Source organism: Streptomyces sp. NPDC050617 (assembly GCF_040654795.1).
In the GTDB taxonomy this organism is placed as follows: Bacteria; Actinomycetota; Actinomycetes; order Streptomycetales; family Streptomycetaceae; genus Streptomyces.
In genome coordinates, this window is the sequence record NZ_JBFAIS010000015.1 from 173831 (window position 1) to 193646 (window position 19816).

At 70.9% G+C, this 19816-nt stretch carries 22 protein-coding genes; 15 read left to right on the top strand and 7 right to left on the bottom strand.

Annotated features, from left to right (window positions below; translation table 11 throughout):
• The first annotated feature begins 34 nt into the window (after positions 1 to 34).
• Positions 35 to 2734 (top strand): LuxR C-terminal-related transcriptional regulator, encoded by a 2700-nt coding sequence (locus AB0I49_RS21305; RefSeq protein ID WP_363228580.1) that lies wholly within the window; start codon positions 35 to 37, stop codon positions 2732 to 2734.
• A 120-nt stretch (positions 2735 to 2854) separates the two neighbouring features.
• Positions 2855 to 3652, top strand: coding sequence for a methyltransferase domain-containing protein (locus AB0I49_RS21310; protein WP_363228581.1), 798 nt, complete (start codon positions 2855 to 2857; stop codon positions 3650 to 3652).
• Positions 3653 to 3748: 96 nt separating this feature from the next.
• On the opposite strand, the gene AB0I49_RS21315 is transcribed toward AB0I49_RS21310, so the two are convergent.
• Positions 3749 to 4597, bottom strand: coding sequence for a helix-turn-helix transcriptional regulator (locus AB0I49_RS21315; RefSeq protein ID WP_363228582.1), 849 nt, complete (start codon positions 4595 to 4597; stop codon positions 3749 to 3751).
• 152 nt (positions 4598 to 4749) lie between these two features.
• Between AB0I49_RS21315 and AB0I49_RS21320 the strand changes: the two genes are divergently transcribed.
• From AB0I49_RS21320 to AB0I49_RS21335, 4 genes are all read left to right on the top strand, one after another.
• The gene (locus AB0I49_RS21320) at positions 4750 to 5019 is read left to right on the top strand and encodes an Atu4866 domain-containing protein (protein WP_363228583.1); all 270 of its coding nucleotides are present in this window, start codon (positions 4750 to 4752) and stop codon (positions 5017 to 5019) included.
• Between the two features lie 168 nt (positions 5020 to 5187).
• A complete protein-coding gene (locus tag AB0I49_RS21325; RefSeq protein WP_363228584.1) occupies positions 5188 to 5946 on the top strand; it encodes a glucose 1-dehydrogenase in 759 nt (252 codons plus the stop codon).
• A gap of 165 nt (positions 5947 to 6111) precedes the next feature.
• Complete coding sequence (locus AB0I49_RS21330; RefSeq protein ID WP_363228585.1) at positions 6112 to 6954, top strand: SDR family oxidoreductase; 843 nt, start codon at positions 6112 to 6114, stop codon at positions 6952 to 6954.
• Between the two features lie 62 nt (positions 6955 to 7016).
• Positions 7017 to 7490: an alpha/beta hydrolase fold domain-containing protein gene (locus AB0I49_RS21335; protein WP_363228624.1), complete on the top strand. Its 474-nt coding sequence runs from the start codon at positions 7017 to 7019 to the stop codon at positions 7488 to 7490.
• On the opposite strand, the gene AB0I49_RS21340 is transcribed toward AB0I49_RS21335, so the two are convergent.
• Positions 7462 to 7857 (bottom strand): STAS domain-containing protein, encoded by a 396-nt coding sequence (locus AB0I49_RS21340; RefSeq protein ID WP_363228586.1) that lies wholly within the window; start codon positions 7855 to 7857, stop codon positions 7462 to 7464. The two genes, AB0I49_RS21335 and AB0I49_RS21340, sit on opposite strands and share 29 nt — an antisense overlap.
• Positions 7858 to 8445: 588 nt before the next feature.
• Between AB0I49_RS21340 and AB0I49_RS21345 the strand changes: the two genes are divergently transcribed.
• The 3 genes from AB0I49_RS21345 (at position 8446) to AB0I49_RS21355 (ending at position 10019) form a co-directional block, all read left to right on the top strand.
• Positions 8446 to 9066, top strand: coding sequence for a sigma-70 family RNA polymerase sigma factor (locus AB0I49_RS21345; protein WP_363228587.1), 621 nt, complete (start codon positions 8446 to 8448; stop codon positions 9064 to 9066).
• Positions 9063 to 9746 (top strand): hypothetical protein, encoded by a 684-nt coding sequence (locus AB0I49_RS21350; RefSeq protein ID WP_363228588.1) that lies wholly within the window; start codon positions 9063 to 9065, stop codon positions 9744 to 9746. Before AB0I49_RS21345 ends, AB0I49_RS21350 begins: the two co-directional genes overlap by 4 nt.
• Before the next feature lie 93 nt (positions 9747 to 9839).
• On the top strand, positions 9840 to 10019 hold the full coding sequence (locus tag AB0I49_RS21355; protein WP_363228589.1) for a hypothetical protein: 180 nt from the start codon (positions 9840 to 9842) through the stop codon (positions 10017 to 10019).
• A 480-nt stretch (positions 10020 to 10499) separates the two neighbouring features.
• Here the strand turns inward: AB0I49_RS21355 and AB0I49_RS21360 are convergent, their stop codons facing one another.
• A complete protein-coding gene (locus AB0I49_RS21360; RefSeq protein WP_363228590.1) occupies positions 10500 to 11138 on the bottom strand; it encodes a type III effector protein in 639 nt (212 codons plus the stop codon).
• A 129-nt stretch (positions 11139 to 11267) separates the two neighbouring features.
• Here AB0I49_RS21360 and AB0I49_RS21365 point away from each other — a divergent pair, with 129 nt between their 5' ends.
• Positions 11268 to 11699: an Hsp20/alpha crystallin family protein gene (locus tag AB0I49_RS21365; RefSeq protein ID WP_363228591.1), complete on the top strand. Its 432-nt coding sequence runs from the start codon at positions 11268 to 11270 to the stop codon at positions 11697 to 11699.
• A gap of 465 nt (positions 11700 to 12164) precedes the next feature.
• Positions 12165 to 12560, top strand: coding sequence for a DUF2267 domain-containing protein (locus AB0I49_RS21370; RefSeq protein ID WP_363228625.1), 396 nt, complete (start codon positions 12165 to 12167; stop codon positions 12558 to 12560).
• A gap of 218 nt (positions 12561 to 12778) precedes the next feature.
• Here the strand turns inward: AB0I49_RS21370 and AB0I49_RS21375 are convergent, their stop codons facing one another.
• Complete coding sequence (locus tag AB0I49_RS21375) at positions 12779 to 14377, bottom strand: acetolactate synthase large subunit (protein ID WP_363228592.1); 1599 nt, start codon at positions 14375 to 14377, stop codon at positions 12779 to 12781.
• Positions 14378 to 14723: 346 nt separating this feature from the next.
• On the opposite strand from AB0I49_RS21375, the gene AB0I49_RS21380 reads away from it, so the two are divergent.
• Positions 14724 to 15203: a CGNR zinc finger domain-containing protein gene (locus AB0I49_RS21380; protein ID WP_363228593.1), complete on the top strand. Its 480-nt coding sequence runs from the start codon at positions 14724 to 14726 to the stop codon at positions 15201 to 15203.
• A 587-nt stretch (positions 15204 to 15790) separates the two neighbouring features.
• On the opposite strand, the gene AB0I49_RS21385 is transcribed toward AB0I49_RS21380, so the two are convergent.
• Both AB0I49_RS21385 and AB0I49_RS21390 read right to left on the bottom strand, forming a co-directional pair.
• On the bottom strand, positions 15791 to 16486 hold the full coding sequence (locus AB0I49_RS21385; RefSeq protein WP_363228594.1) for a DUF6193 family natural product biosynthesis protein: 696 nt from the start codon (positions 16484 to 16486) through the stop codon (positions 15791 to 15793).
• Between the two features lie 37 nt (positions 16487 to 16523).
• The gene (locus tag AB0I49_RS21390) at positions 16524 to 17282 is read right to left on the bottom strand and encodes a nucleotidyltransferase domain-containing protein (protein WP_363228595.1); all 759 of its coding nucleotides are present in this window, start codon (positions 17280 to 17282) and stop codon (positions 16524 to 16526) included.
• Between the two features lie 432 nt (positions 17283 to 17714).
• On the opposite strand from AB0I49_RS21390, the gene AB0I49_RS21395 reads away from it, so the two are divergent.
• On the top strand, positions 17715 to 18173 hold the full coding sequence (locus AB0I49_RS21395) for a hypothetical protein (RefSeq protein ID WP_363228596.1): 459 nt from the start codon (positions 17715 to 17717) through the stop codon (positions 18171 to 18173).
• Positions 18174 to 18276: 103 nt separating this feature from the next.
• Here the strand turns inward: AB0I49_RS21395 and AB0I49_RS21400 are convergent, their stop codons facing one another.
• Positions 18277 to 18735, bottom strand: a complete 459-nt coding sequence (locus tag AB0I49_RS21400; RefSeq protein ID WP_363228597.1) for a hypothetical protein — start codon at positions 18733 to 18735, stop codon at positions 18277 to 18279.
• Between the two features lie 41 nt (positions 18736 to 18776).
• Here AB0I49_RS21400 and AB0I49_RS21405 point away from each other — a divergent pair, with 41 nt between their 5' ends.
• Both AB0I49_RS21405 and AB0I49_RS21410 read left to right on the top strand, forming a co-directional pair.
• Positions 18777 to 19034, top strand: coding sequence for a hypothetical protein (locus AB0I49_RS21405; RefSeq protein WP_363228598.1), 258 nt, complete (start codon positions 18777 to 18779; stop codon positions 19032 to 19034).
• A gap of 128 nt (positions 19035 to 19162) precedes the next feature.
• Complete coding sequence (locus AB0I49_RS21410) at positions 19163 to 19567, top strand: hypothetical protein (RefSeq protein ID WP_363228599.1); 405 nt, start codon at positions 19163 to 19165, stop codon at positions 19565 to 19567.
• Positions 19568 to 19816: the final 249 nt, after the last annotated feature.

The window sequence follows — 19816 nt, forward strand, 5'->3', positions numbered from 1 at the left end:
GGCCTCACCCCATCGGGGTGATTGGATCGCCACCATGGAACTTGCCGACGGCGCGCGACACGCGGCCGGGCGCCCACCCCGCCCGGGTACGGGCCGGGTGCGGCGACCCGCGCTGTACGAGCGGCTCTCGGCCGCGGGCCGGGTGACCGTGATATCGGCCCCGGCCGGCAGCGGGAAGACCGTCCTGGCCAAAGAGTGGGCCGACCAGGCGGGCGGCGCCGACCGGGTCGCCTGGACGGCGGTCGGCCCCGACGGGCGTGATCCGCAGCGGTTCTGGCTGTCGGTGCTCGACGCGCTGCGTGCCACGGTCGCGGGGGCCACGCTGGTACGGGCGCTGACGGCGACGCCGGACCTGGACGGCTGGGAGGTCGTGGAACGACTGCTGACCGACCTGGCGCCGCTGACGGACCGGATCTGGCTGGTCATCGACGACGTGCACGAACTGGGCCCGGCGGAAGCGCGCCGGCAGCTCGAACTGCTGGTGATGCGCGCGTCGGCCGAACTGCGGTTCGTACTCGTCACCCGGCACGACGTACGGCTGGGGCTGCACCGCCTGCGGCTGGACGGTGAACTGACCGAGCTCGTCACCGCCGACCTGCGCTTCACACCGGAGGAGGCCCGGCATCTGCTGGCCGCGGCCGGAGTGACGCTGCCCGAGCCGTCGCTGGCACTGCTGCACGGCAGGACCGAGGGCTGGGCGGCGGGGCTGCGGCTCGCCGCCCTGTCGCTGGCCGGGCACCGGGACCCGGAGCGGTTCGTGGCCGAGTTCTCCGGCAGCGAGCGGACGGTGGCCGAGTACTTGCTGGCCGAGGTGCTGGAACGGCAGCCCGGTCCGGTGCGGGAACTGCTGCTGCGGACCTCGGTGCTGGAATGGGTGAGCGGCGAACTCGCCGACGCGCTCACCGGCGGCAGCGGCGCCGAAGGGGTCCTCCAGGACCTGGAGCGGGCCAACGCGTTCGTGTTCTGCCTGGACGCCTCGCGATCCCGGTTCCGCTACCACCGGCTCTTCGCCGATCTGCTGCGGCTCGAACTGCGCCGCACCGCGCCGGACCAACTGGCCGCGCTGCACCGCACCGCCGCCGGATGGCTCGCCGGGCACGGACACCCGGTGGACGCGATCCGGCACGCCCAGGCCGCGGGGGAGTGGCGCCTGGCCACCCGCCTGCTGGCCGACCACTGGGCCGCGCTGTACCTGGACGGCCGGACGGCCACCACGCACGAGCTGCTCACCGGCTTCCCCGACGAGGCGGCCGCGGCGGACGGTGAGCTCGCCGCCCTGTTCGCCGCCGACGAGCTCGCCCATGGATCGGTGACGGCGGCACAGCGGTACCTCGGCCTGGCGGAACGCCGCGAGCCGGAGGCGCCCGCCGACCGGCACGACCACCTGCGGCTCCTGCTCGGCATCGTCCGGCTGATGCTGGCCCGCCGGCGCGGGGACCTGCCGGCCGCGGCCGAGCAGGCGCGACAGGTGCAGCGACTGACCGAGGCCGAGGCCGGGGCCGGGGCCCGCCGGGCCGGGGCCGCCGACGCGACGCGGCCCCGGCTTGAGGAGGACCTGCGGGCGCTGGCGCTGACCAGCCTCGACAGCAGCGAGTACTGGACAGCCAGCTTTGCCGAGGCCCGGCGGCACCTGAAGCTGGGCCGGGTACTGGCCCGGCGGACCGGGCGGCCCTATCTGGAGTTCAGCAGCCTGGCCTACCAGGCGGCCAACGAGTTCTTCCTCTCCTTCGACCTGGCGGCCGACCACGGCATGCGGGCGGTGAACCTGGCCCGGCAGCACGGCTGGACCGAGGAACCGGCCGCCGGGGCGGCCTACATGACCCTGGGCGCGGTACGAGCCTGGCAAGGACGGCTCGACGAGTCGGAACAGTGGGTGCGGCGCGCCGAACACACCATCAGAGCCGCCGCCCAGCCGCTGGCCGGGATGGGAATCTGCCATGTCCGCGCGACCCTGGCGTCGGCGCGCGGCCGGAACACGGAGGCGCTGGCCGCCTTCGAGGCGGCCGAACAGCTGTCCGGACTCCTGGCCGCGCCGAACCCCGTGGCCACATCGATGCACGGCTTCCAGTTGCAGACCCTGGTCCGCCTGGGGGAGACGGAGCGCGCCGCGCGGGTCCTGAACGGGCTCGACCGCGGAGACCGGGAGAAGGCGGAGATGCGGATCGTACTGGCGATGCTACGGCTCGCCCAGGACGACCCGCACGCCGCGGTCACCGCCCTCGCGCCGGTCCTGGACGGTTCCGCGACGCTCATCTGGCGGGCCTGGTCGGCGCAGGCGTTCCTGCTGGAAGCGATCGCCCGGGACAGGCTGGAGGACCCCGCGGCGGCCGAACGCGCCCTCGAACGGGCACTGGACCTGGCCGAGCCCGACGGCGTACTGATCTGGTTCCTGCTGCATCCGGCCCACCACCTGCTGAGCAGGCACCACGCGCACCGCACCCGGCATGCCGCCCTCATCACCGCCATCCGGAACCTGTCCGCCGGAAGCGGCCCCGCGGACACATGGACCGCGCCGCCGCTGGAGCCGCTCAGCCACAGCGAGATGCGGGTGCTGCGCTACCTGCCGACCCACCTGCCCGCACCGGAGATCGCCCGAGAACTGTCCGTATCGCGCAACACCGTCAAGACCCACCTGCGCAACGTCTACCGCAAACTCGGCGCGCACGGCCGAGCCGAAGCAGTCGCCCGCGCCCGTGCCCTGGGCCTGCTCGCACCGTTCGCCCGCCCGCTGTGACGCGCAAACCGCACCTCACGGCTTCTCGACCCTCGTCGCGGACGCCGGGACGCGCGGTCGACCAAACTGCTGCTCCGCCCGCACCCCTCGCCGCCACGGCCAGGCCGCTATCGTCGCCAGATGTCTGAAGCTCCTGAGAAGTTCGACACGGCGATGACCACGTGGCAGGAATGGCAGGACGCCCCCTGGGGGCGGCTGCGCTACTCGATCGCTGAGGCGAACCTGCTCGGCCACCTCGGCGGCCCGGGCGGCGATCCGCTGCGGATACTCGACCTCGCCGGCGGCGACGGCGGCGACGCCATCCGCCTCGCGGCCCGCGGGCACCATGTCACCATCGTCGACTACGCGCCCGCCATGCTCGCCGCGGCTCGCGAACGCGCCGAGGCGGGCGGCGTGACAGAACTGATCGACTGCGTCGAGGCCGATGCGACCGACCTGCCCCGCGACCTCGCCGACGGGGAGTTCGACGTCGTGCTCTGCCACAACCTCCTGCAGTACGTGGACGACGTACCGGGCACTCTCGCCGCGGCGCTCGCCCCGCTGAAGCCCGGGGGACTGATCTCCGTCATGGCGATCAACCGGCATTCAGCGCCCTTGAACATCACCGTCCGAGAGGGGGACCCCGCGGCCGCGCTCGCCGCACTCGAAACCGATCAGGCCCGGACCCGGATGTTCGACTCGGCGCTGACACTCCACACGGCCGAAGAGATCATCCCCAGCCTGCGGAAGCTCGGGTGCAGGGACATCGCCCACTACGGCATCCGCAGCTTCTGCGACTACATCACCGACGACGCGCGCAAATACGAACCGGATTTCTACGCGGACCTCGAACGCCTCGAACTCGCCACCACCGCCCGTCCGCCCTACATGCACACCGCCCGGCTCTTCCAGCTCACGGCCTGGAAGCAGAGCGACTGAAGTCGGTTGGACCGGCCGTCTCGGTTCAGGCGTCTCGGCCCGGCTGTTGGAGCATGCGCAGGGAAGGACGTCGGCGACGTCTGTTTCGTCGGCGTATCAGCGAGGGGGCCGAGGGCCGGGCCGGAGCCGGGTGGCCTGGAGGGAACCGAGCAGATCGAGGGACTGGGCGCTGGGGCTGCCTGGTTCGGCGTGGTAGATGACGAGCTGCTGGCCGGGGGCTTCGCGTACGTCGAAAGCCTGGTAGGTGAGGGCGAGGGGACCGACGTCCGGGTGGAGGAGGCGTTTGGCGTCCTGGGTCTTGCCGCGCACGGTGTGGGTGTCCCACAAGCGGGTGAAGTCCGCGCTGTGCTCGGTGAGGGTGCGGACCAGTTCACGCAGCCGTGGGTTGTCCGGGTCGAATCCGGTGGCCTCGCGAAGATTGGCGACGGCGGCGTGCGCTGCCCGGTCCCAGTCCGTGTAGAAGCTGCGGCCCGCGGGGTCGAGGAAGATCATGCGGGCCAAGTTGTCCGCCGGCTCGAACGGGGCGTAGAGGGCATCGGCCAGGGCGTTGGCGGCCAGGAGGTCCAAGGTCCGGCTCATGACGAACGCCGGAGTGTTCGAGTAGCCGTCCATCAGCTGGCGCAGCGCCGGGCTGACCCGCTCGGCGGCATGGACGGCGAGCCGGTCGTTCGGTACGGCCCCGGCCAGCCGGTACGCGTGCGCGCGGGCGTCCGCGTCGAGGCGCAGCGCGCGGCTGAGCGCGTCGACCACCTGGGGTGAGGGATTGCGCTCGCGGCCCTGTTCCAGGCGGGTGTAGTAGTCGGCGTTCACTCCGGCCAGGACGGCGACCTCCTCGCGGCGCAGTCCGGCGACTCTGCGGACCCCGTAGCTCGCCATGCCGACGTCCTCCGGCCGCAGGCCGGCACGGCGTATGCGCAGGAAGTCTCCCAGGCGGTTGTCGTCCATGTGTCCAGGCTAGGCGGCGGGTGCGGTGTGCTGCCTGGGTGTGCCGCACCCAGGCAGCACACGTCCTGGTTGACGGCCGCTGACCTGCCCAGACTCGGTGGAGCGGCGAGGGCCGCACCATTCGCCGCACCATTCGAGGAGAGGGGGCCGCCATGGCCGTCACCGTTGAGGGCGACCACGTCGACGTGGTCGGGATGTGGGTGACCGCGGATGGCCACATCCGCCAGGAGCTGCTGCCGGACGGCCGCTACGACGAAGCCCGCGGCGAGCGGCGCAGCGCGTACACCGGCCGGTACACGGTGACCGGCAGCCACCTCGACTACGTCGACGACACCGGGTTCACCGCCACGGGCGACATCCGGGACGGAGTGCTCTATCACGAGCACCTCGTGCTCTACCGGGAGCAGCAGCAGCCGTCGTAGAGGAGGCCGGGCCGGGCCGCGGCCCGGCTGGTCACCGGGGCGAATCCGACGTCCCCGGACCACGAAATTTCGGCACAGCAGTACAGCAGAACAGCAGTCAGCCGGCCAGTCGGTCTGCCAACCGGCCTGCCAGCCGGCCGGCATCAACGAGAATCGAGGACCCTGTCGATGGCAGGACGACGACTTGACGGCAAGGTCGCGCTGATCACGGGCGCGACCGGCGGCCTCGGCACAGCGACCGCCGAACTCTTCGCCCGCGAAGGCGCCCGGCTAGTGATCACCGACGTCGCCGAAGGACCCCTGCGGGACCTGTCCCACCGGATCAGGGAACGCGGCACGGAGGTCGTCGCGGCCCGCCTCGACGTCTCCTCCGCGCGGGAGTGGGACGAAGTGATCACCGTCGTACGCGACCGGTTCGCGACGCTGGACGTGCTCGTGAACCTCGCCGGCATCCTGGACTGGCCAGGCATCGAGGACACACGGGAAGAGGTCTGGAACCGCGTCATCGACGTGAACCAGAAAGGCACATGGCTCGGCATGAAGGCCGCGTTGCCGCTCCTGCGCGCGAGCGGCAACGCGTCGGTGATCAATACGTCGTCGGTACTCGGCCTCGTCGGAAGCGGTGCGGCCGCGGCCTACCAGGCGTCCAAGGGCGCCGTGCGCCTGTTGAGCAAGACCGCCGCCGTCGAATACGCCCGGCAGGGAGTACGGATCAACTCGGTGCATCCTGGCGTGATCGCCACGCCGATGATCCAGGAACTCCTGGACGACCAGGGCGACCAGCAGCCGGACATCCAACGCACCCCCATGCGCCGAGCCGGCCGCGCCGACGAGGTCGCACCCGCCATCCTCTTCCTGGCCTGCGACGACTCCTCGTTCATCACCGGCTCGGAACTGGTGGTCGACGGCGGGCTCACCGCGCACTGAACAACCCGGCCGTACGGCGCCCGCGTCGGCCGCCCGCCATGAACGCCGCGCCCCCCGTGAACCGCCAACGGCCCGGCCAGCCAGGACCGTTCACCGCGCCACGGAACAGCACACCAGAAGCCCCGTGCTCGTACTCACACTCACCTTTTCTCCAGGGACCGCACCGTGACATCTGCATCCACGCCCGCCGCCGCATCCGCCGAAGCATCCGAAGCATCCGGGGCGTACGAAGCGTCCGAAGCAACCGAATCCGCCGGGTTCGCCGAATCCGCCGAGTTCGCAGGGAAGACCGCCCTCGTCACCGGGGCCGCGCGCGGCGTGGGCAAGGAGACCGTGGCGCTCCTGCACGCCCGCGGAGCCCGCGTCGTCGCCGTCGACCTGAGCCCCGACATCACGACTCTGCCGGACGAGTTTCCCGGCGTACTCGCGATGCGCGGCGACATCGCACAGGAAGAGACCGCCGCCCGCGCGGTGCAGTCGGCCCTGGATGCCTTCGGAGGACTGGACATCCTGGTGAACAACGCCGGACGCATCCTGAACAAGTCCATCACCGAAACCACCGCCGAGGACTGGGACGCCGTGATGGCGGTCAACGCCCGCGGCGCCTTCTTCTGCGCCCGCGAAGCCTTCCGGGCCATGAAGAACCGCGGCGGCGGCGCCATCGTCAGCACCGGCTCCTACACCTGCACCGTCGCTCTGCCCGAAGGCGCCGCCTACAGCGCGTCGAAGGGCGCTCTGGCCCAACTGACCAAGGTGCTCGCCGTCGAGGGCGGGCCCCTGGGCATCCGCGCCAACCTTGTGGCCGCAGGCGTCATCGAGACCGACTTCCTCGACGCCATCCGCTCCGACAGCCGTGCGTACCTGGCGTCCTTCGCCGACGCGCACCCCCTGGGCCGAGTCGCGCAGCCCGAAGAGATCGCCGAGGTCCTGTGCTTCCTCGCCTCACCGCGCTCCAGCTTCATCACCGGCGCCGTGGTAGCCGCTGACGGCGGCTTCACCGCGGTCTAGCGAACCTCGCGCCCGGCTCCCATGCCCTGCTCCCGGCCGACCTCGGCGGCGACCCGCGGCGCATCGCCGTCGCGGGCGGCAGCGCGGGCGGGAACCTCGCCGCCGCCACCGCGCTGCGCGCCCGCGATCTCGACGGGCCGTACGTGGCCTTCCAGGCGCTCACCTACCCGGGCCTGGACGCCGGCGCGACCAGCGCCTCGATGCGGGAGTTCACTGATACCCCCGTCCTCAACCGCGCCGCCATGCGGCAGGGCTGGCAGTACTACGCGCCCCGGAGCCACTCCGCCCCGTACGCCTCCCCGCTCCGGGCCGACGACCTCGACGGCCTGCCGCCCACCTACGTGGCCGTGGCCGAGGTCGACCCGCTCCGCGCCGCCCTCCACCGCCGACAGACCCCGAGCCCGCCCGCGTGCTCCGGTGCTTCGGCGCATCCGCCGGCCTCGGGCGCGGCGGCGCTCGGTCTTCCTCCACCGTCGCGAAGCGCCCTTCGAGTCCGCCCCGGAGGGGTCAGGTGGGGGTGGGCGGCGTATCGGTGAAGAGGGTGCCCCGTCCCTCCGTCAGGTCCACCGGGCGCCAGGTGCGGCCGTCTTGAGACAGTGAACGGACCGCGGCGGCCTTGCCGGGGAAGGTGCGCAGGAGGGGGGCGCTGCCGGTGCGTTCGATGAGCCTGCGCATGGCGGGGGTGGGGCCGACCAGCAGCAGCTGCCCGCCGATGGAGTGCAGGCGCATGGCCTTGCGCACCAGGATGGCCAGCGCGTCGATGGTCAGCCGGTTCACGGCCGAGACGTCGACGATGACGGTGGACGCTGTGGCGTGGCAGCGGATCATGGCCGCCAGGCAGTCGACCGTCTCCCATGCGCCGTCGGGCAGCACGAGCAGGTGGTACGGGGCGGGCAGGGACAACGCATCGTGTCCTTCCAGGGACGGAGGGCCTCGGTCTATGGGCGCAGGGCCGGCGGCCCGGCGAAACGACGCGTCCTCCGTGCGAGGGGATTACCCGCGGTGCGGTCGCCCTACCCGTGTCCCGGGGCGCTTTTCATACGGTGTGCGCCGCCGGACGGAGCGCGCAGCCTGACGGAGTGCGCCGCCTGACGGTGTGCGCAGCGGCCCGGGGCGGCCGGTTCGTGGCAGTGGTGCCGCACGGAAGGAGCTTTCGGCGGTTCCGTCCAACTCTGTACTGCTCTGCGGAAACCACTCCACCTTCTGGCCAAATCCGTTGTGACGTATGCCACTTGAATGAACGAATGTGATCGCGCCTGCGATGGCTCACGCGCCACATGTGCTGGTCAGGGGTGCGTCCGACGAGCATGATCTTGCCCTTCGCTTACGGATGCTTGCGCAACGTGAGATTTCCCGGGAGAGGTATGAGTGGTTCGCGTCCGAAATCGCTTAGGTGGTGAGTGAGGCCAACAAACCCTCAGGGCACGCGAGTTGGCGTGCTCCTGCCTCGGCGAAAAGAGACCGTGATGCCCATCTCCCAGGGGAGCCCGCGTGAGCGACGATGACGTCCCCCCGGACGCCGCACCGACGGCGCGCCGCCCCCAGCTGACCCAGCCGGCCCCCGACTTCGTGGACCTTCCGATCGACTTCGAAGCCTTCTACCTGGGCCACCAGGAGTTCTTCCACACCTTCGCCGAGCTGCACCTCGGCAGCCGCGCCGCGGCCGAGGAATCCGTCCACCGCGTCTTCCTTGAGATCCGGGCCGGCTGGGACGACCTGCTCCAGGAAGAAGACCTGGAACAGCACACCCTCGCCGTTCTGCACCGGCACGTCACCACCCAGCTCGAGCGAGAACAGCGCGACCCCGCGTTCATCATCAACGGGTCGATAGCCCGCAGCCTGCGCGCGGTCCGTGACGAGCTGGAACTGGCGGACGGGCCCTGCGGCCTGTACGAGGCGATCACGCTGCTGCCGCCCCGCCAGTTCACCGTCATCGTCATGCGCCACCTCATGGGCTACCCGACCCGCCAGATCGCCCGCTTCATGGGACTGGACGAGCGCACCGTCGACTACCACGGCCGCAAAGGCAGGGACCGGCTGCGGGTTCACCTGCAGTTGCCGCCGAACCCGAGCAGGAACGGCAAAAGGAAAGGGCAAGGGCGAGGACAGTGACCTTGACGATCGACGAACTCCTGGCCGACGCGTACGTACCCACCACATCCCCCGCCGCGTTCGACGTCGGAGCCGCCCTGCGCCGCCTGGCCGCGGACGCCGCCCAGACCGCCCCGCCCCCGGACATGGCCCGCGCCGCCCAGGCCGGGCAGCGCCTCGGCGTCGTCTCCCGCTGGGTGCTCAACGGCCCCGGAGCCGCCGGACACGTCGGCCAGCTCGCCGAAGCCGAAGGGGCCGGCCCCCACACCCATCTGGTCGAAGAAGAGGAGATGGACGTCGCCGGAGCGCTGGTGTACGCCTGCCTGCTCCACCTGACCGGGCACTCCGAGTCCGCGCAGTTCTGGTGGCAGCTGGCCGCCGGCGCCGGCAACCGCGCGGCCGCCTACTGCCTGCACCTCCACCACCTCCACCTCGGCGAGTCCAGGGAGGCCCGGCACTGGTACCACCAGTTGGCGCACTCCATGGCCGACGAGACGAGCTTCCCCGACGACGCGTTCGTCGAGGGCCTCGAAGCCGTCGCCCGCAACGTCCGCTCCGGCGGATCCAGGGCGAAGGGCCCCACCGGAGACCTGGAGGAGGCAGTCGACAGGCTGGCCGCCCGTAGCGCCGCCTGCCCCATCGTGCCCCGCCCCGACCGGCGCCTGGCCGACCGGTTCGACCAGTTCGCCGACCGCCGCTGACCCGACAGCGAAGGAGCCCTTCCGGCCATCGACCTCCAGGCACCCAGTCGGAAGGGCTCCTGCCCGGCATCCCCGTACGGAAGGACACCTGCCATGCGCGACAGCCCCGGCCTGCCCGCTCCCCGCACGGCCGACACCCGCACGAAACGGCTCGGGCGATGGGCCGTACGACAACGCCGCGCCGCCGCAGGGCACCTGCTGCGCGGGGCCTGCTACGGCATCGGCACCGGCGCGGTCAGCCTCCTCGTCCTGTGGATCCAGGAGCGCTTGTAACCCCGAACCGGTTGCCCGCTCCGCTACCGCTCAGCCGAACAGGCCGCGGCCGGCCGACTGGTGAGAACTGATGCGGCTGGGCGTCCTCGCGGCCGGCCGAGCGTCCGTAGTACCGAGCTCGGGCCGCCGACGGCCGGCTGGAGGGGCGGCGCCGTCGGCGGGCCGCCGCATCCCGCGGTTGCGCCGGCGACACCGCCCAGTCCCAGAACGGGTCGCCGACGCTCACCCCCTGTACTCCGTCACCAAATTCGTCGACGTCGTTCCTCCGAGAGGTACCGCTGCGCGGTTACGGACGGCTTCGATGCCCTGTGCCGCCGAAGCCGGGCGTCGTGCGGCCGCCGAGCGGCAGAAGCCCGTCGGCGGCCAGGCCGCGGGGTTTCGTCGTGCTGCGGGTCACGGAGCTGAGGGTATGTGCGCGTCGAGTGATTCCGCCGCCGTTGAGGCGCGGGCCTCAGCCTTGACCGGTCGTACGAGCTCCCGTCAGGGGACGACCGGAGCGATGAGGGTGTCGAGTCGGGCGGCGAGGTCGGGGTGGGTGGCGGTCAGGTGGGGGCGGGTGGCGCTGAGGGGGTGGATGAGGTCGGCGGGGTCGTCGTGGGCGAGAGCCGAGTGGAGCTGGCGAAGCGGACGGCGAGCGGCGGGCGGGAGGTCGGTAAGGGCGGTGATCTGGCCGCCGATACTGCGCAGGTCGGCGGCGTTGCGGCGGGCCCAGTCGGCTTGGGAGCGGTCGGCGGCGCGGCGTTCGCGGGTGGCCTGGACGCGTTGTTCGCCGGTGCTCCCGGCGGGGCCGGGCCGGTTGCGCAGGTAGCGGCGTTCGGCGGCCTGACGACTGGCGACGCCGAGCGGGTGGGCGAGGTCGGCCCAGCTGGCCCCCGCGTACCGGGCCGTTTCGATCAGTCCGGTCTCCCATCCGGCGAGTTGCTCGCGGACCTGTCTCAGTAGCAGCAGGGAGGCCAGAGCCTGCTGCGGACCGGGGTCGGCGGCGGAGGTGTCGGAGCTCTCCTGCTGGGCGGTGTGCAGGGCGTCGTCGATGGCGTGCAGGGCCGCTGCGGCGGCGAGAAACGACGCCGGGTTGCGGCCGTCGGCCCCGGACGGGGCCGGCTGGTCGGCTGCTGTCACGGGTGCCTCCCTCAAGGTTGTCGTCGACTGGACGACGCAGTATTTGTCATCCATTGGATGACATGCTACAACGGATTTCAGCGCAGCGCATTGGCAGCAACTGCCCGAACCGCTGGAGGTGTTTTCACGATGTTGATGCGCACCGACCCCTTCCGTGAACTGGACCGGCTGGCCCAGCAGATGACGGGCCCGAGCACCTGGTCGCGGCCGTCTCCGATGCCGATGGACGCGTACCGCGAGGGCGATCGGTACGTGGTGGCCTTCGACATCCCCGGCGTCAGCCCGGACGCGCTCGACATCGACGTCGAGCGGAATATGCTGACCGTCAGGGCCGAACGCCGGCCCGTGGCGAAGGCCGACGACGTGCAGATGGAACTGTCGGAGCGGCCGCTCGGCGTCTTCTCCCGCCAGATCGTGCTGGCCGACACGCTGGACACCGAGCACATCGAGGCCGACTACGACGCCGGAGTGCTCACCCTCCGGATCCCCATCGCGGAACGCGCCAAGCCCCGCAAGATCTCCATCAGCGGCGGATCCAGCCCCAGGGAAGTCTCCGGCTGACGTGAGGGCGGCAAGGACCTGACATCGGGAGAGGGGGAGAGCAGATCTCCCCTCTCCCGTACCGCGCACTCCGTCGGCCCGTCGGTCTGTCGGCCCGTCGGCGGAAGAAGGCGGCGGCGGTGCCCTGCTCCGCGAAGCGTTCCCGGCTTCTTCCCAACTCGCTGCAGAGCACCGAACCGCCGTCACCGGAGCGGTTCGTCCGGACGGCGGCCCGGCCTGGACCGAGGGGCCGCCGGGCGGATCGCGGCTCGGTGCGCCGTCACCGCCCTCGGCGTCGCCGACACAGACGCCGCCGATGCCTGCTGGGGCAGGCACTGCCCCCTACCGCCCAGCGGACTACGGCCTGCTCGTCGGACGCCGCAGCCCGCCTGACCTCAATTCTCCGGTGATCACCGTCCCCGCGACAGAAAGGAACCACCGCACGTGTTCTCCGCCCCGCACGTTCCGCTGCAGCCCGCACCCCGCATGTCGTACGAGCAGATGCTGGAGAAGGTCCGCTACGAAGGCGCCTACCCCACCCGCGAACGGGCCGACGAGGCCGTCCGTCTGGTCGTCGAGGGACTGGGGCGCCAGTTGACGGGCGACGAGCGCGTCGAACTCGCCGCCCGTCTTCCCCGAACAGCCGCACGTCTCCTCACCGCCCAGATCCCCGACCCCCGGCCCCTGACGGGCTGGGCCTTCGTCAAGGATCTTGCCGCCCGCGCCGAAGCCTCCCCGGCCACCATGCGCTGGGACACCGGAGCCGTCTTCGCCGCCGTCGCCGCCCTGGCCGGTCCCGACCTTCTCACGCGCATCCTGCACCAGCTCCCGTCCGGGTTCGCGCTGCTGTTCGGCCGCGCCGAACTCACCCCCGCCGCCTGAACACGCCACGCTCCTACGGCGCCACGGTGACGCGCAGGGTGCCAAAGCCCCCCCCGGGACTCAAGCCGCGAGAGGGGCCGGGGTCCGGTCCGTCCCGGCGGGGGCGATGCGCTGCGTGGGGTGACGGCGGCGCAGCGCGCGCATGTGCGCGAGGCCATCCGCTACGAGCACGTACAAGCACGAGCACGAGCACGGGTGCGTCGGCAGCCGGGTCCGCTTCAGGTCGGCTGGAGGATCGCTTCGATGAGGTGGGGTCCGGGTGTGGCCAGTGCGGTGGCGAACTGTTGGGCCAGTTCGGTGGTGCTCGTTGCCCGTGTGGCGGGGACGCCCATGCCGGTGGCTATGGCGGTGAAGTCGATGTCGGGTCGGCTGAGGTTGAAGAGGGCGTTGGCGGCCGGTCCTGCCTGGCTGCCGCCGACGCGGTCCAGTTCGGCGCGGAGGATAGCGTAGGAGCGGTTGTTGAGTATGACGGTGGTGACGTTGAGCTTCTCGCGGGCCTGGGTCCACAACCCGGAGATGGTGTAGAGGGCGCTGCCGTCGGCTTGCAGGCAGACGACGGGCCGTTCGGGACATGCGATGGCCGCGCCGGCGGCCACGGGGATGCCCTGCCCGATGGCGAGACCGGCGAGGCCGAGTACGTCGTGCGGTGCGGAGCCGGCGGTCGCCGGGGCGAGGGTGTTCATCCCCTCGGTGATGGACTCGTCGACGATGATCGCTTCCCGGGGGAGCAGGGCGCCGATGACTTGGGCCCAATTCTCCGTGCGCAGCGGCTCGTCCACGTGGGGAGTCGGAGCGTCTTGGGCCGGCAGCGCTACGCGGGTGTCCGGTGCGACGGTGTCTGCCAGTTCGGTCAGCGCGTTGACGACATCGAAGCCCGCGTCGGGGACGAAGTGGTGCACGTGCGTTCCCGGTGGGGTGAGGAGGCCCGGACGGCCCGGGTAGGCGAACGACGCCACTGGTTCGCGCGCTCCGACCAGGATGAGGTGCTCGATGCCTGCCAGTTGCTGGTTGACGGCTTCGGCCCGGTAGCCGAGGGGCTGGATCGCCGGTACGCCCGCGCCGCGCCGCAACCGGGCGGGCCAGGTGGGGCAGAAGGCGGTGGTTCCGGTGGCTTTCCGTATCCGGGCGGCGGCTTGCAGGCCGCGCTCGCCCAGCCCGGCGCCGTCGATCAGCAGCGCGACGGGCTCGGGCCCGGCGACCAGCGCCGCTGCGGCCTCCACGTCGGCGCGGGTCACGGACCGCAGTGGCGGTTCCGCGAGGTGCGGCGCGGGCGGAGCGCTCTCTTCCCAGGACAGGTCGGCCGCCATGATGAGTGTCGAGATCGCGCCGGAGGTGCCGGTGCGTGACTTGTCCGGGGCATCGGGCACCCCGGCGCTCATCGCCGCCGCCACGGCGGCAGCGGTGTCGGGACCGATGTCCGCCGAGGCCGTCGGCCGGCGCACCCAGCTGGAGACGGTCGCGGCTGCGGCGTCGATGTCGGACTCCAGGGGCGAGTCGAGCTCCTTGTGCGAACGGGCGTGGTCGCCGATGACGTTGACCACGGGGGTATGCGCTCGGCGGGCGTTGTGGAGGTTCGCCATACCGTTGGCCAGGCCGGGGCCGAGGTGGAGCAGGGTCGCGGCCGGCCGGCCGGTCATACGGGCGTAGCCGTCGGCGGCACCGGTCGCCACCCCTTCGAACAGGCACAGCACGCCGCGCATGCTCGGGTGGCGGTCGAGCGCCGCGACGAACTGCATCTCCGACGTGCCGGGATTGGCGAAGCAGACGTCCACGCCGTTGTTGAGCAGGCTGCACAGGACCGTCTCGGCACCGTTCATAGAAGCTGATCGCCTTTCGCTGATCTTTTGAGCTGTGGTGTTCTCGCTGCGGGAGGCATGCCGCACACCGCAGGCGGCCGGGCGCGGTGACTCACCGATTCCGGCCCCGGCCCTGCTTATCCGGGCACCCGCCCGAGGAGACCGTGTTCGCGGAACATGAACGAGCTGGTCGGGAAACCGTGCAGCAGGACGATCACGGGGCGCCGACGGCGACGACCCGGTGGTGCACCGAGCGCACATCTAACCCCTTTGTGCGCCTGATCCGGTTAGCCCGCTCGCCACACAAGCATGAGGTGATCTAACCTGTCAAATGAATCGATACGGTTAGAAGGGGGAGTGGCATCCGATGGCCGCGCTACTGGACCTGCTCAACAGCAGGCCACTGGTCAACGGTGAGGAACAGGACGCCCTCGACGACCCGGCCGAGGGCAGGCGCTGGGCGCAGGAGCACGGCGGCGACGGCAGCCTCGCGGAACTCGCCCTGCTGCGCGAGACGCGGGACGTCCTGCAGGGCATCGTCTGCGGAGAACGCCCTGCCGCCGCGTTGGGCCCGCTGCTCGAAGGGGTCTACCAGACCCCGGAGATCACTTCGGACGGCCTTCGCTGGGCGGTCAGAACCCCACCGCACGCCCGGCTGGCCGTCGAGACGGTCCTCGCCTGGGCCGCCACCGAGAAGCAACTGCCCGGCCGACTGCGCCCCTGCGCCAACAGCGACTGCCGCCTGTTCCTGCTCGACCGCAGCCGCGCCAACCGCGCCCGCTGGTGTTCGATGGCTGTCTGCGGCAACCGCGAAAAAGCACGCCGCCACTACGAACGCACCCGCTGACCCGTCCCGGGGCCCGATGGGAACGGAACGAGAAGCCCGTCGTGCTGCCAGATCCTTCGACGGCCTCCGTCCGGGCTCTTTGGCGGCACCGGCCGAGGAGCTACGGGCTACGGGCCCTTAACCCGCGACGGGCTGCAACACGTCCTTTCCGGCGGGCACCCCGACTATGGCCGGGACACCCGGGAACCCTCGGACCCTGCGGTCGTGGCCAACAACGTCGCCCGCGCCGTGGAACTCTTCACCACGCTCACCGAACGCCACGGCCCCGGCGGCACCGTACTGCTGCACTCCCGGTTCAAGCGCGGCGACCGCACAGTCATCGAGAAGGAGATCACCGGACGGTCCGGCACCGGCAAGCAGTGCCGTCCCAGCCTGCTGGTCGCCACCCAGGTCGTCGAGGCCTCACCCGCCGCGGCCCAAACGGTGAATGGGCTGACGGAATCTACCGCTCCGCCCCGTCGAAGCCGGCTGGCAGCGCGACGGCACGGACTGGCTAGGTCCGTGACCACGAGGCGACACGACCGGGCGGCACCGGGGATAGCAGCCCGGCCGGCTCCCGACCCGCGATTCTGGTACTCGGCAACGGCCTACTCCTGGCGCTCTCGCCGTAGGTATTGCTCCGAAATCTGCGCCTTCCGGTAAGGACCATCCCCATTGCTTTCGTATTGAGGCTCGTCGAAGGTGACCCAGTACGCCAGTTCACCTTCCCGTGCATTGGCCTGCTGAGCGGGTTCGGGGGTGCCGAGATCGTCAATCGTCCCCGGGAACTCGTCTTGCCACGGTCCGTTCCACGAGGGATCGCGAATGACCGTTACGCGAGTGCCGGGGGACATTGAGCCTGGCGGCCATGCGTCGCTCATGGGGCGGCCACGAATGTGCTCGATGGCTCTTCTGTCTGCAGAACCTGACCGGTTGGCTTCGTGGGCGGCGAGTTCCTCCGGGGTGCCGGCGAAGGCGGGGCCGGAGCCCGGGGGAAGGCGTTCGACCACCATCGCGACGGCTTCCTCGGGTGTCGCCGCTGGCCCTACGGTCTGGGTGCGCAGGGGGCCGGAGACCCAGTAGCTGTTGTCTGCGGCGGGCTGGATGTAGGGGATGTCCGAGGTCCAGTCCCACTCTGTGCAGCGGCTGAAGTGCAGCTCTCCCATTCCGGTCCATGGGAACAGCTGCCGCAGGCGGGGCTCGGCGTAGGCGGCTTCGAGCAGTAGCGGGCAGACCCGCCCGTCGTCACGGACCTTCTGCCACCCCGCTTCGACCCGAGCCCGGCCCGACGACGTCATATCCATAGAGGCCACCATCCCTGTCGCTACCGTTCTTCCACTGTCATCCGGCTTCCGTCAGGCGTTGCCGTACGACGAAGTCGTGCAGGGCCTCTTGTGCCGTGGCCGTGTCCGGCAGTTCCGTGGCCGCACGGGCCTCGTCGAGCACCGCGTGCAGTTGCTGAACGTCCTGCGCGGCGCGTTCCGCTGGGATCTCGGTCGAGGCGGCGTGTTCGGCGGCGGCCTTGGCGGTGATCAGGTCCGGCAGGTAGTCGGGCGCGGCCACCTCGCCGAGCAGCGTCGGCAGGTCGGCTTGTAGCTGGCGGCTGCGCATCAGGTGGATGCCGGTCAGGAGCGCCCGGAAAGTGTAGAGGAGGGGTTTGAGTTCGCCGTTCTTCTCGAAGAGCCTCCACTGGGTGTTCGCGAAACCCCGGTAGTGGTGGGCGTGGTGCGAGGTGAGCACGCCCGGTGCGAGGGCTGCCAGTTCGGCGTGCGCGGCCGTGGTGTGCACGACGAGCGGGGAGAGCAGCTGCTCCAGCACGTAACCGTTGCGGCGCAGCATCAGCCGGACGAACTTCCGCAGATCGTGGGTGACGAGGTCCAACTCGACGCCGTCGTGAACCCACATACGCGACCGGGTCTCCTCCGGATCGTGCAAGCCCACCAGTGCTTCGACCGGCAGCAGGTGGACGCCGCGCAGGTCGACGTCGGAATCGCGGGACGGGAAACCGTAGAGGTGCGCGCCCGAGACCGTCACGAAGAGCAGCGGATCGGGCTGCTCGGCGACGGCCGGTCTCAGGTCGATGGAGGCCAGGTCAGTCATGCCCTGATCATCCCTGACCGCGAATCCTGCCCCTCTACGGTACGAAGGCCGGCCAGGACTGCACCGACCCAGGCGAGCCGGGCGGCGAAGCAGTCCAGCGGGAGCATGGCCACGATGAGCGGCTCGAGCCGATTGTGAAGGAACGCGAGGCAGCCGCGAAGGCCAAGAAAGCGCAGCGCGCGGGAGATCCAGCGGGCAGGTCGGGGGCCGAGAGCCTGGTGCCCGCTTGCTGGCGACGGCAGCTTCCGCGACCAGTGGCTCGCCCTCGCCCCGAGCTCGTCGGCACGGTCCCCCACACCGGCACCCTCCACCCGCGCCCCGCCACCGCCGCCTACGCCACCCAGTTGCGGTCGGCTGCATTCAGTTATCCCCGAGGAGACGAGGCTGAATATCGCCACCGGGGGTAAGGAATCCGGCCTTACCTTGCATGTCATGGACACGCCTCAAGTGCAACCGGCTAGCGGAGGAGCAACCCGAAGAACGATCCTCCGCAGCATCGCCGCCACCCCGTTCGCCGTAGTCGCCGCTCAACTCGCCGCGCCTTCCCTGGCCGACGAGCCCGCCACCACCGTGACTCAGGCCGTGCGCTGGAATTTGCACCCCTCCAGCGGCGCGCTCGTACCGGTCGATTCGGAGAACCGGGTCTACTCCACCGGCATCGCCGAAATTCCCAATGCCCGTCAGGTACAGGGTGTGGTCAGCGCAGGCGGTACCTACTACCTCTCCATCAGTAACGGCTCCCGCCGCCGCGGCTACCTCCGTACATGGAAGGAGGGCGGCAGCACCTCTCCGGCCGACGAGGCATGGCGCCTCCCCGTTGGACCGGAAGATCTGAGTTGTCACGGCGGAACCGGCCGCCTGTGGGCGTGTGGGCATGTGGGCGCTCAATGAGTACCGGCGCGAGCGGTACGTGTTCGCGATGGAGACGTAGTCCCGCTGTGTCCCCCCGCCGATGGAGTGAGCACGAGAAATCTCCGCAAGGTCGCCTGAGCCTTCATTTCTTTGCCGGCGTAGTGGTAATGCACCAGCACAGCGCCTCCTGCGTCGGCACCCCAGACCAGGTGGCAGCCTTCGGCTCGCGGAGTTCCGGACACCCGGTTCCCTCGCTGGTCTCGTCATCGGTGGACCACAGGTCACGGGCGAGGAAGTACAGGGCGACCACCCCCGCGTGGATGAATACCCCCCCCGGCAGGGCCGTCTGCGCGCTGCCTTCACCGGCGGCGACGTCCTCGCATAGTGTTTCGAGGTCCTGCCGCGGTTGGTCCAGTTCCCGGCGCAGTTCGCCAGCCCCGTCGCCGGCGACGACCGCCCGGATCTCCTCGAGCACCTCGCCGAGATGGTCCGCCGAAGTGCTCTGGGCAGCCCCGGCGCCCTGCGGGGCGGGGGCGGCTTCGGGTGTCGCCGGTTCGGGTGGAGCGCTGGGCCGGGCGGGTTCGCTGGGGTCGTGCGGCACGGGGCGGTTTCCTTCGCAGCCGGTTCCTGGCGTGCCCGGGTGTGGCGTTCGACGCGGACACCAGCCACCTGGACGTCGTCCCCGACGCTCCCGCGTACGGCACGAAACTGCGCTGGAGCGCACCGAACCTGATCGCGGCGGCCAACGAGAAGGTGCTGCGCGCGAACGCCCGCGCCCGGCACGTCCTGGTGCCCGCCAATGAAGGCCCTCGTCGACGAGTGCCGAACACTCAGGTGCGGGTGATCCCCGCGTCTTGGCACCGCGGGCGTCGTGCCTTCCTCACCGCCCACCAGGCGTGAGCGTCAACGTATGGCACTTTTCATGAACTTCATTCTTATAGGGGACTTTCCGCATGGATTGGGGGCGTCAAGCCCAGGATTCCCCCGTCCTGTCCGGCGAGTGCCGGACAGCGCTATGAGGAGGACACATGCGCAAGCGCCTCTCCGCGACGGTGGCGGTTCTCGCCGCCGCGCTGCTGGCGGCCGGGTCGGGCTCGGCCGTGGCAGCCGACCCCCCGAAGGCGGACGCTCCCTACGCACAGGCAGCGGCATCGGTGGCGGCAAACGGCAGTCTGCTGCTCGCCAAGAACGTGGACGAGGTCACGAACCCGTCCGCGGGCCGCTACTGCGTCCACATCTCCGACCCGGACATCGACCTCGCGCGCAGCATCCCGACAGGGACCCTGAACGGATACGAGGCCAGGGGCGGGGCTGTGCGGGTGTTCACCAAGCCGGTGGGCGTCTGCAACAGCGACCCGCACACGGCCTACGTAAGCGTCTTCAACAAGGACGGCGATTTCACGAACGCCGCCTTCTTCTTCACCATCCAGTAGACGCTGCCGTCAGCACGTCGCGACGCGGGGCCCGGCATCGCCGGACCCCGCGTCCCTGGCGACCACGGCCGGCTTGAACTCATGGACACAGCCGCATACGAGGAGGCCGTCACGCCCGGACTCCTCCCGCCGGCGAGACCTTCGCAAGGCAAGGCGCCTGCCGCGATGCCGCCGTGCGGCCGCCTGACCGATCGGTCCACGCCTTCGGCCGTCTTCATACGCCCACTGCCGGAGGACGCGGGCGCCGGG